Annotated in this window: 8 protein-coding genes; 1 reads left to right on the plus strand and 7 read right to left on the minus strand. The window is 61.3% G+C overall.

Features of this window, described 5'->3' with window-relative positions:
- Positions 1 to 28: 28 nt before the first annotated feature.
- Positions 29 to 1,090 (minus strand): hypothetical protein, encoded by a 1,062-nt coding sequence (locus ACAM42_RS22035; protein ID WP_369629409.1) that lies wholly within the window; start codon positions 1,088 to 1,090, stop codon positions 29 to 31.
- Between the two features lie 550 nt (positions 1,091 to 1,640).
- The gene (locus tag ACAM42_RS22040) at positions 1,641 to 1,802 is read right to left on the minus strand and encodes a hypothetical protein (RefSeq protein WP_369629410.1); all 162 of its coding nucleotides are present in this window, start codon (positions 1,800 to 1,802) and stop codon (positions 1,641 to 1,643) included.
- Between ACAM42_RS22040 and ACAM42_RS22045 the strand changes: the two genes are divergently transcribed.
- Entirely contained in the window at positions 1,801 to 1,929 is a 129-nt protein-coding gene (locus tag ACAM42_RS22045) for a hypothetical protein (RefSeq protein WP_369629411.1), read from the plus strand. The two genes, ACAM42_RS22040 and ACAM42_RS22045, sit on opposite strands and share 2 nt — an antisense overlap.
- Positions 1,930 to 2,047: 118 nt before the next feature.
- Here the strand turns inward: ACAM42_RS22045 and ACAM42_RS22050 are convergent, their stop codons facing one another.
- The 5 genes from ACAM42_RS22050 to ACAM42_RS22070 all read right to left on the minus strand — a co-directional run bounded on the left by ACAM42_RS22050 (position 2,048) and on the right by ACAM42_RS22070 (position 16,808).
- On the minus strand, positions 2,048 to 2,497 hold the full coding sequence (locus tag ACAM42_RS22050) for a hypothetical protein (RefSeq protein ID WP_369629412.1): 450 nt from the start codon (positions 2,495 to 2,497) through the stop codon (positions 2,048 to 2,050).
- Positions 2,498 to 2,499: 2 nt separating this feature from the next.
- Positions 2,500 to 4,203 carry a ShlB/FhaC/HecB family hemolysin secretion/activation protein gene (locus tag ACAM42_RS22055; RefSeq protein ID WP_369632796.1) on the minus strand — a complete coding sequence of 568 codons (1,704 nt, stop codon included), beginning with the start codon at positions 4,201 to 4,203 and terminating at the stop codon, positions 2,500 to 2,502.
- Positions 4,204 to 4,282: 79 nt separating this feature from the next.
- The gene (locus ACAM42_RS22060; protein ID WP_369629413.1) at positions 4,283 to 4,903 is read right to left on the minus strand and encodes a hypothetical protein; all 621 of its coding nucleotides are present in this window, start codon (positions 4,901 to 4,903) and stop codon (positions 4,283 to 4,285) included.
- Positions 4,900 to 5,316 carry a hypothetical protein gene (locus ACAM42_RS22065; protein ID WP_369629414.1) on the minus strand — a complete coding sequence of 139 codons (417 nt, stop codon included), beginning with the start codon at positions 5,314 to 5,316 and terminating at the stop codon, positions 4,900 to 4,902. Before ACAM42_RS22065 ends, ACAM42_RS22060 begins: the two co-directional genes overlap by 4 nt.
- A 2-nt stretch (positions 5,317 to 5,318) precedes the next feature.
- A complete protein-coding gene (locus tag ACAM42_RS22070) occupies positions 5,319 to 16,808 on the minus strand; it encodes a hemagglutinin repeat-containing protein (RefSeq protein ID WP_369629415.1) in 11,490 nt (3,829 codons plus the stop codon).
- Between the last annotated feature and the right edge of the window lie 146 nt (positions 16,809 to 16,954).

Below are 16,954 nucleotides of genomic sequence, written 5' to 3' on the forward strand. Positions count from 1 at the left end.
CCGCTTGTTCGGAAAGCCAGATGGCGCGCTAGCTGGCAGCGGCATACAACGTCCGCATCAATGCCAGGACCGTCACGGGCTCGTTGCGTTGGCCGTGTTCGACGAAGCAGTGTTGGACCGCCCGCTCAATGACGTCCAACGGCAGATGGCCAGCCAGCGACTCGCACTGCGCATCCGGCACCTGCCAGCCGGTGAGCCACGTGATGACCGCCGAGATGTTGGCCGCGCTGAGTGGGCGTCCGCTCAAACTGGCGATGAACGCGTCTGCCACCGGCTGCTCGAGCCACTCGAGGAGCGCTGCATCCGGCACATCGTTTTGCAGCTGTGGCGACCAGTGCGACAGCCGCGGCTCCAGCAGGTCGAAGAGCAATGCATTCTTGGATCGGTGGACCGTCTCGAGCACTTCGACCAACGTGTCGCTGGGCTCCAAGCACTGGTGCAGGTTCGACGGCGCGCGCTGGGTCTCCGTCAGGATCAAGCGCATGGCCTGCAGCCGGCACGGCAAGACCAGAGATTCGGCAACCGCGATGACCGGCTCTTCCAGCAGGATCGACAGTGCTTCGATGACATCGGCCCAGTTCTCGCACGGCACGCATTCGAGCACCCGATTGAGCACGGCCGGGTGCTGCGTTTCGGCGCAGTACGCCCAAAGCAAGAGCTTGCGCTCGACCGGGGTCAGATGAAGCAGTTCCGTCAGCCAGGTGAGGTTTCGAGTCACGGCGCACTCACCATCGGGCTCCGGCACGGTCAAGGCCGCGATCTCGACGGTGAACGACACCGAGTCAATCAAGGGCTCGGCAGGATGGTCGGCAGACAGCAGGAAGCGCGGGATATCGAACGAGCAAGTACGGGCGTTGGCGATGCCACGCTCGGGGGCAAAGAAGTTCTGGACATGATGTGCCGCCCGCTGGAACTCATCTCCATCGATCAGGCGATGCAGATTCACGCCAAGGGTCTGAAGCATTCGGGCTGCTTGGGCTTGGCGAAACGCCACATTGCTGGGGTGCTCAGGCACGGTAAACGGCAATACAAGGGGCGCAGCAACCAATGCTTCAGGCACGGCTGCGCCACCAGACGAGGTGTCGGTCATAAAAGCTCCGGGAGTGAGTGAGAAACAGGGACGCCAGACGCGCTAGCGACCGGCCACGGCAAGGCAGCCGACGAAGCGGTCAAAAACGATCAGGGAGAGTGAAAAGCAACGGTAGAAAACCGCCAACGACCAGGCTTTCGTTACGAGCCGGCGGAGTTGGTCGCGGACTCGAAAACTGGTCAAAAACCATCAAAAACCGCTGAAAACACGCTGTTTTCAAGCCAAAAACGGTGGATTTTGAAAAAATCCGGCTATTTTCTCAATTTTACCATGAATTTCGATAAAATGGAATGAATTGAACATCCACCAAATCGACGCTAGATCGAATACTCAATTCATTTGATTTTGTCAAATCCTTCAATTGAAAATTACCAATCCATCCGGCATTACCAGCGGGCAAAAAAATACCCGCCGAAGCGGGTGAAAGTGATCCGTGAGCCAGGACCACTGGGAGTCATCGACGAAGATGACGTCAGAATTTAGCCACGAGCCTTGCTCTCAGAAGTGACAAGCGCCTCCAATTGAAGATCAAACGTGAACTATTGCCGCCTCAATTGGCCAGACTACTTTTGGTCTCCAGGGCTTTGAGACACGCGTTGGCTGCGCCGCTCAACGTCAGCTCGAAACAACGCGCCGCAGCGGCACGTGCTGCGGCATCCTGAGCACGGCGCTCCGTTGCTGTCGTGACTTGGTATTCCACGAGCCACTTCATGAGCAGCGCCATCACGATCAGAAGTGCAATGAGAGCGCCGAACAATGTCGCTCGCCAATTGCTGCTACGCACGCGCAACTTTGGCGCGATCGAACTGTTGCGGCCCTACTTTGCGGTCTGCTGCTGAATTCCATTGAACGTTTTCTCATCGAGTGGGTGCACGGACCACCACTGTCCTGCCCACGGGCTCGCATGGACCAGGAAAAGGGCGCCAAGAATCTTGAGCGCCTTTCGACGTGTCCTATTTAGGCCCGCGCAGCAGGCTCGGCATTGCTTGTAATTTTCTTGCTTGCAGGCATGTTGATTCCAAACAGCAAGAAGCTCAATCCGCCCACATACGTGAATATTGCAGACATCGGCCATCCGATCATCACGAACATGACGGTCAATATTCCGGTAGCGGCCATGACAAGAGCCATCAGGGCGGCGGGAAAGATTGACGTCCGGAATAACTCCGCGAACCGAGACGCGGGCATAAGCAGGAGCGCTTTTCCGCAGTCATAGGTCAAGCCTGCGCCCAAAATAATGAGTGAGTAGAGCATCAGTTTTAGAAATTCAGATTCCGTACGGTCATGTGCTTTCTGGGCCGCCCAGACGTACATTGATAGGAATCCGAATGCCAATACAGCAAAGGCAGCACGAAGAAGTACAGCCTTGATGCGGGAAGGAGCTACTTGATCGGCCATGTTTTTCAAGTTCAAAAACTAGCGTTGAGATTGAAGCCCAGCGTGGTCTTGGCCGTGCGGTAACCCTCGGGTTTGGCGATGGGCGCGCCGATGAAGAAGTCGTAGCTCAACTTGTTCCATTGACCCCGCACGCCGATCACGGCACCCGCCAGATGACGGCCCAACAGATCGGCCGTGGAGCGACCACCGACATGGCCGTAGTCCAGGCCTGCGTACAACTCCGCCCCACTCTGCCCCATGGCCCAGCCGACGTCGTTGCGGATCAACACGCCGCGCTCGCCCATCAGGCTGGTTTCGCCGTCGAAGCCACGCACGGTGTAGCGCCCGCCGATGGCGAAGCGATCTTGCGGCGTCAACGGCGTGCGGTTCCATTGCGCGCGGATCAGGCCGGAGTAGCGCAGCTTCTGTTCGCCGAGCTTGAACGGTGCGTTGAGGCTGATCTCGGCCGTGTAGAGCTTCAGTCGCGAAGTGCCTTCACCGAACTCTTCTTCAGGCGCTGCACGCGAGCCAAAGCCGCCCGTGCCGCGCTTGTAGGCCAGCGTGCCTTCGAGGGTGGCCTCGCCGATGAACTCCTTGTGGTTCAGGCTCAACTCCCAACCGCCCACCACGCGATGCTGCACGTCGACTTCGGTGTCATCGACGAAGTTGCGCGACTCGCGCCGCCAGCCCTTGATCGCCATCGTCGTCTTGCGGCTCTGGTCGCGGTAGAGCAGGCGCGAGAGCTTGACCTCGGCGTTGTTGGACTTGCCCGCGTAGATGTAGTCCTGGTTCAGGCCGGCGATGCTCTGGTGGTACTGGCTGTTGGAGGCCGTAAGGCCCAACAGCCAATGGCCGTACGGCACTGAGTAGTGCAGCGTCTGGCCTTCGGTGCCGTAGCTGGGCTCGGACAGGAAATGGCTGTTGATGCTGTGGTTGACGCTGACGTAGAACAGGTCATTCAGGCCCAGAGGGCTGTCCACCGACACCGTGACACCGGCCTGGTTGCGGCCCGTGGCCTTGGTGCCGCTGTCGTCCAGGCTCAACGCGACGCGCCACTTCTTGGACTGCGCGTACTTAACGACGAGATCGCTGTCGCCGGGCTTCGCATCGGGCGCGGTGGAGGGCTCAATCTGGATATCGGCTTCTGCAGTCGGGGCGCGCTTGAGGTTTTCGAGGCCCTGCTCGATGTCACGCAGGTTCAGCAGATCGCCGGGGCGTGCGGGGATGGCTGAGGTCAGTAGCGCCGAACTTCCGAGCAACGCGGGCGACGAGTCCGGCGTCAATCGAATGGCGGCGATGCGGCCGGGCACGAGCGACAAGGTCAAGGTGCCCGTCGAGAGATCCTGCGGCGCAGCCAGCACCCGGGTGGTCACGTAACCGCGCGCGATGACTGCCTGCTGGGTGCGTGCGAGGACGACGTTGACACCGGCAGTGCCAAGGCAGCGGCCGATGGGGGAATCGTTGTGCTCGGGGCCAGACAGGTCAGCTACGGCCCATTGGAAGGACTCGGACTGCTCGCCGACCAGCAATACGCGGTCGATGCGAAAGCACGGGGACTCGGATTCGGGAATGCGCTGGGTCGGTGCTGGAGGCGCGGCTTGCGGGCGCTGGTCGACGGTGCGTTCGTTCTGCTCGCGCAGGGCACGTTCGCGCTCTTGCTGGCGTTGTTGTTCGATGACGGGTTGCGGGCTGGTCGGCGTCTGCTGGGCCAACGCCAGCAGCGGACTGACTGCCATTGCGGCCGCCAACAGGTTACGTTTCAAATCAGACTCCCTCTTTCTTATTTTTCGCCAAAGTCCAGACGCACCGATTGCTTCAGCGAGATGGTGCGGGGCACCCTGCAATAGCCTGCGTGGGAACAGGCACAGGGGAATCTCGGTCGGTGGCATCCATGATGTTCAAACTGCAAGCCGGCTTGCTACCCCATACGTATTCGACGATGTAGGCGTGTCCGTCCTGTGGCGAGAACTGCGCTGTGATCGGGCCGCAATGGCCGGTGCGATAGCCAGAGCCTGTGCCATCCGCCCACGAGCCGTAGCCGCGTATCTGGATCAACTCTCCGGGCCTTGCTTCATGAACAAGGTAGGGCTCAGTCCTGCGGCCGCGTTGCACTGCATTGGCGATCCACGGATACACGATGCCGCGACCGGCGTAAGCCACATTCCCCAGGGAAGCGAAGCCCTGACAGGCTTGCGGCGAGGCGCTTGCGGAGAAGTGCGCGGAATAGCCCGACCCGGCGGAGCGCAAGATGAGCTTGGCAGTTCCGGGCTCAACTTCGGTCAACTCGTTGTAGCCGCTATTAGCGCGGATGTCTGCGAGCGCGGCGCTCGGATTGATCTCGCTATAGGTGCAAGCACAGAGCATGACGTTAGATATGGCTATAAAAAGAACCCCGGAGTGCCTCACTCTTGCGGTCGTTATAGCTGTTGAAGTCATCTAGGATCATTCCAAAACCACTCAAAACCACGCTCGCGATCTCTAATTGCACGCACATCTTCATACTGAAAGGAAAGCACAAAAAGCATGCCCGTTCTCTCCGTCAAATGCGTCAGGACAGTCTTGATGATTGAGACAGCCTCGTCGTACGTGGAGTTATTGATGCGAAACGAAATTTCCGCATTGACGAGGAACGAACAACGGTGATCACCTTCGGCAATGATTTCGTTAGTTCGGCGCGATGATCGCCTCCACTGAGCTTCACAAAATACTTCGCCGTTACCAAGCGTGTACCAAACTGCATCGGGCCGATGCTCCGGAAGAGATACCATTCCCGCCTCGTAAAGGATCTCCTTTGTAGACTCCCAATCCTTGAGGTCGCCATTCATCTCAAGGTACATATCGAGCGCCATAGTCACCACCCTCCATTCAAATTCGTAACTCGCCCATCCTTGACTATGATCAGGTTGCGCAATCCGCCAATCGGATTTCTCTGCACATATTGCGCGACCTCGGATGCAGTCAGCGGAGAATCTGCCAAGTTCACGACTACATTATTTGCTTGGAATGTATTGACCTCCGCTGGATTGGATTTCTTGTTGATTACATCCCATATACTTTGGACATTGCCAGACCTCGGTGAATAGACATCTGCGAGTTCACCATTGATCTTCAGATCGGGTTGCTTTTGCTTTGTGGCTCCTTGATTATTCGGGAGTCGCTCTACGTCCAGCCCTCGCTCTGACAGAGTTTCCGCAGCTTCATTCTGACGTGTGATGCTGCGAATATCTTCTGCCGATGCGTTGGCGCGAGGCGCCTCAGGTTGTCCTCGCAAGGTACCTTGTTTCGGGGGCAACTCGTTCTCACGGAACAGCGCTCTCGCGTCGTCAACGGTAAGGCTTGCACCGTCATATGCGCCAGTACGGACCGGAGATCGTGACGTGAGAACTGTAGAAGAGCGCTCTAACACCCCCGCCACCGCATCAATCGCACGCCCACCGATCATTCCGCCCAGAACTACTTCCTCTAAGGTGTAGTCGCGCGGCGCCCCTCCGTTAATTGCACCGAGATAGTTAAGTGTGGCTTGACGCTGATTTGCCATCTGTTGACGCTCGACTTCAGCGGTCGGGGTGTTCAAAAGATAGCTATTGGCTCGCTGCTCTTGAGTAGCGTTAAATGCAATGAGATCGCTCCCCCCAACCCTGATAGGCTCACCATATATGTTCAAAATGGGCTGATTCTGGCTCGCCAAATTTCCGACCATGCGATCCGCGGTGGCAGCATCTGCGATGACTTGGGAAGATGAAAAATACCCTTGATACGGCAACTGACTCATTCCTGCAGCGGCCGCAAGGAATGCATCGCGTTTGCCCATTCCATCGTTGTCCACTCGCGCAAGTGTGGCTTGAGTCAACTGGTCGTACCAATACTTCTCGACCTTGGCCTGCTGTTCAGGCGTCAGCTGCTCGAATCCCTGGGTTTGTTCGCGAGCCGCCCGCTTCGCCTCTTGCGCTAGTCGTTGGCGCTCGTACGAATGCAACTGCCGGTTGTTGATGTCTATGCTGAACGCACTGGTCGCTCCCGAAGTGCCCCCAACAACTCCTCCGATGGCGGCAGCGGTCGCAGCCCCGACCGCCTGAGCCACCGGTGAGGGCAACCCCATGTCGACAATGGCGTCGCCAATCCGTGGCATTAGCGCGGAACTCACGCCAGCGCCCAACGCGCCGCCTACTCCACCACTTAGTCCACCAACGGCGGCATGGGCCAGGACACGATAGGTACCACCTTCCTTCCAATTCGTATCCAGATCGTCTGCCCGAGCGATCAATGCTGCTTTCTTGTCCGGATCGGTCTCGTTCGCGGCGTCTGCGCGTAGCTTTTTCGCATCGTTGAGTTTCTCAGCGGCATAGTCCCCGACCGCCTTGGCGGCCTTCTGCTTGAACTCTTGCGATATCTGCGCCTGAGCCTGTACGTCCTTGACGATCGTCTGCGTGTTCCAGTCTCTCACCAGCGCACCTGTGCTGCTGCTGTCCCCGGTTCTCACAGTCTGGTCGCCTGCGATCCCGCTGATGCCGGACTTGGTCACGCTGGTCTGGTTGTTGCCGCTGTAGCTCCCGTCACCCGCAGAGCCGCCAGGTCGCTGCATGGCGGCAATTTGCTGATCGGTCATCCCCTGCGAACGCAAAGCATCTTGGTGCGCCTGCGAATCGCCAGCAAAAAACGCAACGCTTTCGCTGACGCTGTAACTGCTGCCGCTCGACTGGCTCACGTTCTGCAAATCACTCATCGTGAGTGTGCCGCCCGTGCTGAAGCTGTTCTTCTTACCGTCAATCGCTGCCTGCGTGCTCTCGATCACCGCGCCCCGAAGGTTGGTGTTGCCCGCCACCTTGACGTCGAAGCCACCGTCGCCGGCCTTGATGCCCGCTTGCTCCTTCGGACTGACGAAGACGCCATCAGCCTTTGCCCCGGCTGCGCTCACGCCTGCAGAACTGATGCCGTAACAGATCGGCGGAATGCACAAACTCACATTAAAGCCCGAACTGCTCTGGCGCGACTGGCCCACGCTCACGTCCTGCATGGACTCAATGTTTAGGTTGCCGCCGACATCGGCCATGACGCGGTTGGCTTCGATGATGCCGCCGCGCATGTTGAGATCGCCACCACTGGTCACGTTTACGGCTTTGCCGCCACTTACCTTGGTGGCGTTGTAGCTGACGTCGTTCTGGTTGTCGCGGCCTTTTCCGTTGCTCACGCCGAGTTGGATGCTGAAGCCGTTCTGCGACCCTGCGCCGAAGGTGACGCCCACGTTCGCACCATGGCTGGAGTTTCGACCGGCCGACACGCTGGCGTTGCGGCTGGCTTCCAGCGAGATATTGTTGTCCGCGGACAGATTCGCGGTATTGCCTGCAGCGATGGTGGAACCGATGGCGCTAATGTTGGAGCCCTTGCCGCCACCCGTGGCCACGATGTTGACGTTGTTCGAGCCCACCACGCTGGAGCCCACAGCTTCGCTGCTATTGCTGAAGCTGGCCGCCTGGCTGGTGTTGCGACTGACGCTCACGCTCACGCCATAGCTCAAGGGCCCTCCGCTGCCAATCGCCTGGACGGCGTCGTAGGCCTGCTTGCCGCTCATGGCGAGGTTGATCGCACCCAACGCTTTCGCGCGGCCGTCGTTCGTGTTCCCCATCGCCTTGACGGTGTTGACGGTCCCTTGAATCATGTCCGTGCTCACGCCCATGAAGCTGGCGCTGCCGCCCAACTTGGTGCTGGAGCTGCGCTGCAGGTCCACGGTCTGCTCGGTGTTGTAGGCCTCGTTGATGACGACGTTCTTCGCGAGGATGTTGACATCGCCACCGGCCAGCGGGCCAGCTTGCCCCGCAGCCAACACACTGCTGGCGGTTTGGCGGTATTCGTTGCCTGCCACCAGTGTCACGCTGCCCGTGAGGCTGGCCACCTGGCTGGCCTGCTGGGTGGTACGGCTGGTCGCATGAGCTCCGAAATCCTTGATGTGGCCCAATCCAGGTGACGACCAGGAACCGATGAAGCCGCTCTTGGCATTGGCCGAGGAGCTGCTGCTGAGTTCGGTGTTCTGGGCGCTCTCGATAGTGAGATTGCGCCCGGCCATCATGGTGATGTCCCTGTCCGCGACGACCGTGGCCGCTTGCAAGGTGGTGTCGCGCCCGCTGACGGTCTGTAGGCTGCCGGCCGAGATGGTGGTACCGACGGCCTGCGTGCTGATGTCCGCGCTGACGCTGTTGCCTGAATTCTTACGATTGCCGTAGCCGCCGACCGGACCTCCGGCATCGGAGGCAACGGCCCAGGCTCTGGACAAAGCTGTGCTGCTGGTGCGCTGCTGACTGGCGTGCAGTTCAGTACGGCTGCTGGTCGCCGTTGTGAGATTGAGGTCGCGGCCCGCTGACAGGCTCATCCCAGCGTCGGAATGAAGTTGTGCGGCCTGGAGGTTGATGTCGTTGCCGGCCACCAGCGCCACGCTCTTGCCGCTGAGGCTGCTGGAGAGCACGTCCGTGGTGGTAGTGCTGTCGAAAGTGCTGGAGCTGCTCTTCTTAAACAGGCCTTTAGAAGACTTTTGCGTGGCCGTCGAGACGCTGGTCGTAGCTTGGCCTGCTGTGACATTGATGTCGTTCCTGGCTGTGGCGATCAAGGCCCCGTCCACGCTGGCGACCGCGCCTGCTCTGATGTTCAGGTCGTTGCCGGCCGAGAGGCGCACATTGTCTTGCCCCTGAATGACGCTGCCGACTTCGTGGCTTTCGGAAGCGATGCCCGCACCGCCCTTGCCCACGGCCACGATGGTGTAGCCCTCCTTGACCGTGTCGAGATTGATGTTGCGTGCGGCCCCCACGGACGAACTGCCGGCGCTCGCCAGAACAGCGCCGATCAGATTGACATCACGGCCGGCGGAAGCGATCAACACGCCGCCTGGATTGGTCACGTAGACACCGGCAATGCGATCAATGGCGGTATTGCCGTTGCTGGCACTCTGCGTGGTCGTTTGAATGTTGATGTCGCGCCCAGCAGTCAGAACCGCCGCATCTTGCGCGGAAATTGTCCCGCCAATGTTGCTCAGATCATTGCGGGCGTTGATGCCGACGTTGCCACCGGCGATCCGACCTCCCAGATTGCTGACGTTCTCGGCATCGATCTTGACCAGACTGCGCCCGGCAATCGTGCCCGTATTCACGACATCGCCTGAACTCTTAATGATCGTGGTGTCTGCACTCAACAGTGCACCTGCGCCGTCAATATCGCCCGGTCGCACGCGCACGTAGACCTGCGGCACCAGAACGCGCTGTGTCGTGCCATCGGGCAACGTCACCGTCTGCTCGACCAGCCAGACGATGTCACTGGTGAGCTGCGCCATCTGGGCTGGAGTCAACGCAATGCCTGGGCGCAGCCCGTACTGCTTGGCGAAGGTCACTCCCGCATTCATCAGCGCCGTGTACTGTTCGTCGTCGTTGCTGAAGCCATCCAGGTAGCGGTAGCCCGTCAACTGCGCGACCTGTTCCCGGATGAGCTTTTGCTCATAGAACCCGTCGCCCAGGCGCTTGAGAATGTTGTTCGGATCGAGCCCAAGGTTGTTCAGCAGGTAGTCGCTGCTGAGCCAGTTGCGGTAGTTCGCAAACCGTGGGTCGGTCTCGATGAGGTAGCTGCCCGGCCCCGCCTGAACATTGAAGAGGCTCGCGTTGGGAACACGCACGCTGGGCGTGCTGGTGCGAACGACCATCGGGATGGTCTGGGTCGCGCCGCCCTGGACCGATGAAGCAGCCGCACCTTCCGATCCATTGGTGCTCACGGTCGCTGGGCCCTCGCCCAACGGTGCGCCGATCTGGGCGCCGGTGCCGCCAGCGGTTCCGGCTAGATTGCCTGCGCTCTGGCCGTCGGTCTTGACCACGGCACCGACATTGGCAGGCACCTCCACGACTACGGTTTGTCCCTGTCCGCTGCCCACACTGCCGGCTTTTCCTGCGCCGCCCCCCGCACCGCCGACAGGCGCGACGCCTGCGTCATGGCCGACGGTTCCATTGATGTTCTCCTGGTACTTGTAGCTGCCAAGTGCGAACGTCTGCGGCGGCAGAGTGAGTTGCACATTTGTCGCCTGGACCTCGCCCTTGTTGTTGATCGCGGAGGCAAGGCCTGTGATTGTCCGGGTGCCCTGCAACCCGGAAGACTCGTAGCTCGTCGCCGTGATCTTCCCCCCAGCCAACACTTGGCTGTTTCCATTGGAAAGGTGCCCATTGATATCCATGTTGCCGCCGGCAACGAGGCGAGCAGGGTCGGCATTGATCGCGGTGTCTTCGGTAGTCGTGAGCAAGTTGGTCCACATGGAGAAGCCCCCCATGCCCACCAGCTCACCGGTGTCCTTTCGATAGACAAAACCATTGGCGGCATCGACGGTGACTTCATCCATCAGGTACATCGTGGTTCTTCCCACGCCGCTTCCAACGTACATCTGTGGCGCGATGCCGATCACCACGCTCGGGGTCACCGTCGGTGCGCCCTTCTGGATGTGAACGTCCCGGTTGTTGACCTGCCCCATCGAGATGGACATGTTGCCCAGTGACTCGATGTCCGCACTCAGGTTGTTGAGTTCCGCCCCCTGTCCCGTGGCATAGCGATTCGCGTCCAGCGAGCCACCGATGTGCATATCACCGGCGCTGAAGATCAGCGCGTGCTCTCGGTTGCTGATCGTGCTGGCGCCGATGTCCAAGTCGGCCCGCGCCGCGATGGTCGCGGCCTTGGTCACACCATTCGCCGTCTCTGCATCGTTATTGAGCGTGCCCACCGCAATGGAAACGGCGTCGCCGTAGACTCGCCCGGTACCGATGTTGTTGAGCGTGCCCGCATTGATCTGCGTCGCCCCCTTGCTGTCGATCAGGCCACGATTGTTCAGTGTCCCGGCCGCATTGACGATGGTGTCGGTCCCCGACATCTCCGCGTTGGCGGTGTTCTCGACGTTGTTGCCGCCCACCGTCAGGGTTTGGCCCGCCAGCAGCTTGCCGTTGTTGGTGAAGTTGCCGGTCGTGGTGTAGCTGAGGTTGCCGTTGGCGGCCACCTCGCCGTTGTTGACGATGTCCTGGCGCAGCGCAATGCTCAGGTCCTGGCCCGACACCGCCTTGCCATCCCCACTGAAGATCGCCGCATCGATCTTCAAGCTCTTGTCAGCCACCAGCGTGCCGTTGGTGTTGACGAGGTTCAGGCTCTTGGCCCCGGGGTTCGCGCGATTCGGGTCGAGGATGCTCAGCGCGTTGCCCGCGGAGATCAGACCGCCGGTGTTATCGACCGTGCCGCCGCTGGTGATGGTGGCATCGACGTCGGCACGAATGGCTCCGTTCGTATTGCTCAGGTTGCCGGCGTCAATGACGACGTTCTTGCCTTCGATCCCCTGGTCCGTTCCCTGTGTGCCGTCGTTTCCGATGTTGACGGCGCGAATCGTGGTCGTCGCCCCGGAGCGAATCAAGCCCTGGGTATTTCCGAGGCCGACGGTGCCGATCTCGAGGTCGCCCATTGCGAGCGTTTTGCCACCGTTGTTGTCATACCCCGAGAGACCTGTGCTAATCGCAACGCTCGATTGCCCCAACACCATGCCGCCGCCGGCATTGGAGAAGCCATCTGTCTTGGCGGTCAGCGCATTCTTCGCGCCGATGAAGCCGGCAGCGTTGTCGAGGCCGCCGCTCTTGATGTCGAGCGTATCCGAACTCGTGATGCCACCCTGCTTGTTGTCGTAGCCGGCGGCGTTGGTGTTGCGCAGCGTCTGGCCGTTCGTGTCGATGACCATCGCACCGCCGGACTGGATCAAGCCGGCATCGTTCGTGAGTGCGCCCGAACCGATGGTGACCGTGGTGGTTGCGGCCAATGTTCCGAGCGCGTTGTTCAACGTGCCCTTTTGCGTATCGATGGTCAGACTTGCGCCAAAGACCTTGCCCCCGACGTTGCTCAGCCCAGCATTCGCCAGCGTTGCATTTGCACCCGCTTGCATCGTGCCTTTGTCGTTGATGGTTGAGCCCGTGGTGGTTACGCCCAGATCGCCTTCGACCGCCACCACGGTGCCACGGGTGTTGTCCAAGGTGCCAGCTGCGACCGTGGTGTTTCCATTCGCGGCCAGCGTGCCGCCGATGTTGGTGGCGGCGCCGCCGACGGCAACATGAAGATCGCTGACGGCTGTCGCTCTGCCGTCGTCATTGCTCAGGCCGCCAGCAGTGATCGTCATATCACTGCCCGCGCCGATCACGCCTTTGTTGCTGTTGTCGAGTAAGCCGATGACCGTCAAGCTGAGGCTCGAATCTTCGGCCGCGCGGATCGTTCCGCCTTGGTTCGTGAGCCTGCCCGCGGAAATGGTGGTGTTGCCATTGCTGGCGAGGACTCCGCCATTGCTGTTGTCAACCGCCCCCTTCACCGTGATGCGGGTGGCTTCAGTGCCGGTCTGGACGATCTGGCCACCTCTGTTGCTCAAGGAGCCCGCATCGATGGTGATCTGCTTCGCGCTGGTGACGCCGCCATCCTGATTGAACGCGCTCGAAAGAGCGACCACCAGTGCGCCGTTCGTGGTGATCTGCCCGTTGGCGCCGTCGAACCGACCACCGGCGATGGTCAGCCTGCCAGGGCCTGCATGTTCGATCTTTCCTTCGGCGTTTCCGATCTTCGCGGCTTGCAGCGTCAGGTCTTGCCCGTTGCTGGCAATGCGTCCGCCGTCGTTGTTCAGCGTTCCGCTCATCGCGATCGTGGTCGCGCCTTTGCCGACCTGCACGATCTCACCGCCTTGCGTGTTCGTGAGATTCGAGAGCTTCAGGTCCAGTTGGTTCGCGTTGATCTTGCCGGCCTCGTTGACCAAGGCCTGCGCGGCATTGCTGTTGGCGGCGATGGCGAGCGTTCCGGGTGTGACGACGGTAGCCTTGCTGGTGGTCACGTTACCCTGCGTGGCCGTGATCGCGATATTGGTCGCACTGGTTTGGCTAGCCGACACGTCAACACTCGCGCCCTGCAGCACGGCGTCACCGGCCGCCAAGCTGGTGCCGTTCGCAACCAATGCGCCCGAGGTCGTGACCCTCAACTCGCCCACATCGCCGAGCTTGCCGTCGTTCTGAATGCCGGCACCGAGCACGCCGGTGCTGCCACTTCGCAAGCTTCCTGCCGTGATCGTGGTGTCCTGCCCCGCCGTGATGCTGCCGTCGCTTGCCAACTGGCCGCTCACGGCGATCGTGGTGTCGTGGGTGCCGCGCAAACTGCCACCCGCACCATTTGTCAGGCTGCCAGCGTGGATGTCCAGATCAGTAGCAGCGCCGATGTTGCCTTGAGCATTCGTCAGGGCCCCGCTCACATTCAGTGAGGTCGCAGCTTCAGTGGATTGAATCGAGCCCTTGTCATTGTTCAAAGCGGCGGCATTGAGCAAGACCGCCTGTTTTGCAACCAGCGTACCTCCAGTGTTGTCGGCCATCCCTTGGACGTTGACCGTCAACTGCTGGAGTCCGGAGACGGCGCCACCGTTGTTGTTCAGGCTTCCAGCGTTCAGGGTGGTATCGCCGTTCGCAGCAATCGTGCCACTCTGATTGCTGGTGGCGCCGCTCGTGGTGCTCGATACATCGCCTGCCGCGGTGATCCGGCCGCCATCGTTGTCGAGGCTGCCGGCATTCAGGGTCGTCGTGCCACCCGCGCTCATCTCGCCCTGGCGGTTGTCCGCCAGGCCTGCCACCGTGACCGTCAGGTCCGATGTCTGGGCTGCGCGCAAGGTGCCACCCTTGTTGTTCAGACTGGCAGCGGTGAAGGCAAAACTGCCGTTGCTTGCCAGCGTGCCGCCGCTGTTGTCGATAGCTCCGGAGGTCACGATGTGGGTGGCGCCAGTGCCAGTCTGCACGATCTCACCGCCCTGGGTGTTCGCGATGTTCGAGACCTTCAGGTCCAACTGGTTTGCGTTGAGCTTGCCGCCTTCGTTGACCAGGGTCTGGCCAGGCTGCTCATTGGCCGTCACGCTCAGGGTGCCCGGTGTGACGACGGTGGCCTTGCTCGTGGTCACATTGCCCTGCGTCGCAGTGATGGCGATGTTGGCCGCGCTGGTCTGACTACCCGACACATCGACGCTTGCGCCTTGCAGCACGGCATCGCCCGCTGCAAGGTTGGTGCCGTTCGCAACCAGCGCCCCGGACGTCGTGACACGCAAGTCGCCCACACCGCCGAGCTTGCCGTCGCTCTGGACGCCTGCTCCGAGGACACCTGTCGTTCCACCTTGCACACTGCCTGCCGCGACCGTCGTGTGGCGGCCTGCAGTGATGCTGCCGTCGTTTGCCAGTTGGTCATCAGCCACGACACTGACATCGTTCTCGCCCCGCAAGCTGCCGCTGTTGGCGACCGAACCCGCCTTGACATTCAGATCGGTCGCCGCGCCGAGCGAGCCACCGCTGCCATTGATCAGCACATTGACCACGTTGACCTGCACGCCGGCCTGCGCCGACTGGATGCTGCCCTTCGTGTTGTCGAGGCTGCCAGCGCCCAGCACCACCGCTTGATTGGCAATCAGCGTGCCGGCGTTGTTGTTCATGGCCCCTACCACCTGCGCCATCAGGCTGCCAGTGGCCGAGATCGTGCCGCGCGTGTTGTCCGCCTTACCGCCAACCGTGAGGCTGGCATCGCTGCCGCTGGCGAGCGATCCATCGACGTTGATCAGGTCGCCGCTCGTGACGATGTTCAGTGACCCCGCATTGAGCCTGCCGCCGGTGTTGTCGAACTGCCCGACGTTGGCGCTGAAGCCGTTGCTGACGTTGAGCGTGCCGCCGTGGTTGTCGAAGGTCGGCTGGTTGACGCTCATGCTGGCGAGGCTCAGGGTCCCGCCGTTGTTGTTGATGTTCGCGCTCTGCAGCGTGATCGGACCGCCTGCGTAGATTTTTCCGCCATCGTTCAGGATGGCTCCAGCCGCCTGGATGACACCGGGCGACGGTGGCACATAGGGCGCCGGCGTGATCGCTCCGCCGGTGCTCGTGCCGGCCCCAGAGCCGCCGCCGTCGGTTGGTGTTCCGGCGGTGCCGCCGCCCGTGCTGCCTTCAGAACCAGTGCCCGTACCACCACCGGGCTGCGATGGCGTCTGCGCAACAGGCTCCAGCCCGATCACGCCACCGCTGGTGTTGCTCAGTGCCGGCGCAGAAATCTCCAGCGCAGCACTGCTGGTCTGGCGGATCGTGCCGCCATTGCGGTTGTCGATGTTGCCTGCGGCACTGCTCAACTCGACGCGCGCCCCCTCCAACGTGCCGCCCTTGCCGTCGATCGAATTGGCCAGCGTGTCCTGCGCGGCAATCTTCAGATTGCCGCCGCTGCTGATGCGGCCGCTGTTGGCCACGCTCGACACAGCCAAGTTCGCATCGGCCATGGCCTGAAGGGTTCCGATGTTCTCGAGACGGCCGGCGCTCGTCACGACGAGCTGGCCGGCACCGCCCAGTACAGGCGTCCCCGGCGCGGCCTGGATGGTTCCTGCATTGCGCACGCCCAGGCCCGCTTCGGTGCCGATCAATGTGATCTTGCCGGCGTACATGCCGCCCAGCGCCGCCACATCGAGCGCAAAGGTGGGCGCGGCGCCGGTGCCGGCGGTCGGCGCAACCTGGCTGTGATCGGCCGAGACCTGGTTGGCCCCGGTCACCACTTTCAACTCGCTGGCCCAGATGCCCGCGTTGGCTTGCACGGCGCGGGCCAGGATGGCAGCGTAGTCGGTCTTGCTGGCGTCAAGGCCCGCGCCGTCGATGGTGACCGTGCCGCCGCGCACAAGGAAACTGTCGAGCCCGCCCATCGCATTGAACTGGGGCGTCCCGGTGGTGAGCGTGGCGCGGCTCGCGTTGATGAAGCCGCCGCCGTCGACGCTGATGCCGGCCGGGTTGGCAATGATCACTTCGGCCCTCGCCCCGCCGACTTCAATGTAGCCGCGCAACTGGCTCGGGTTGCCGCCGTTGACCTCGTTCAGGATGATCCGCGCGGGCCCGGTCGCGAGGAACGGGTTGCCCTGGACGAAACCGCCCAGTTGCGTCTGCACGTTGGTGCGGCTGTTGTTCAGGATCGCCCCGTTGGGGCCGACGTTGAACTGGTTGTAGATGTTGCGCGAGACGCCTGCGGTCGACGGCGTCTGGATGTTGATCAACGGCACGCCATTGGGGGCAACAAGAACTGTGGGCCGCTGATTGCCCGGAACGTTGGGTGCGCCAACTATCTGCGCATGAACCGGATTCGCGGCGAACATGCCGGCCAGTGCAGCGCCCACAAGCATCGGAGCAAACGCGGCAGACCCGACCAACGCGGCGCCTGCAACCAAGGTCGCTTTGGAGCGCCCTTTGCCCGTGCTGGACGCCGTCTCCTGAACCACCATGCGCATGCCTCGGGCGGCATTGAAGACGATGCGATACAGATGACGATTCATGTCCAGAACTCCCTGAGATTTCTTATTTAGTGCTCGCGTCAACGTTGTATCAAAACGCGTCGCGATCGAATTGTCAGGGGCGGACAGCCTATTGAGCGTGGCGCTACATGCCAGCCCTGCGCACAAGGTCACGAATTGAGGCTTGG

Source organism: Variovorax sp. V35 (assembly GCF_041154465.1).
Lineage (GTDB): Bacteria > Pseudomonadota > Gammaproteobacteria > Burkholderiales > Burkholderiaceae_C > Variovorax > Variovorax boronicumulans.

Coding starts and splice junctions, on each gene's coding strand:
- ACAM42_RS22060 (WP_369629413.1), bottom strand. CDS start 4,903: ATGACTTCAACAGCTATAACGACCGCAAGAGTGAGGCACTCCGGGGTT.
- ACAM42_RS22045 (WP_369629411.1), top strand. CDS start 1,801: ATGAGCAGCGCCATCACGATCAGAAGTGCAATGAGAGCGCCGAACAAT.
- ACAM42_RS22055 (WP_369632796.1), bottom strand. CDS start 4,203: ATGGCAGTCAGTCCGCTGCTGGCGTTGGCCCAGCAGACGCCGACCAGC.
- ACAM42_RS22035 (WP_369629409.1), bottom strand. CDS start 1,090: ATGACCGACACCTCGTCTGGTGGCGCAGCCGTGCCTGAAGCATTGGTT.
- ACAM42_RS22070 (WP_369629415.1), bottom strand. CDS start 16,808: ATGAATCGTCATCTGTATCGCATCGTCTTCAATGCCGCCCGAGGCATG.
- ACAM42_RS22040 (WP_369629410.1), bottom strand. CDS start 1,802: ATGAAGTGGCTCGTGGAATACCAAGTCACGACAGCAACGGAGCGCCGT.
- ACAM42_RS22065 (WP_369629414.1), bottom strand. CDS start 5,316: ATGGCGCTCGATATGTACCTTGAGATGAATGGCGACCTCAAGGATTGG.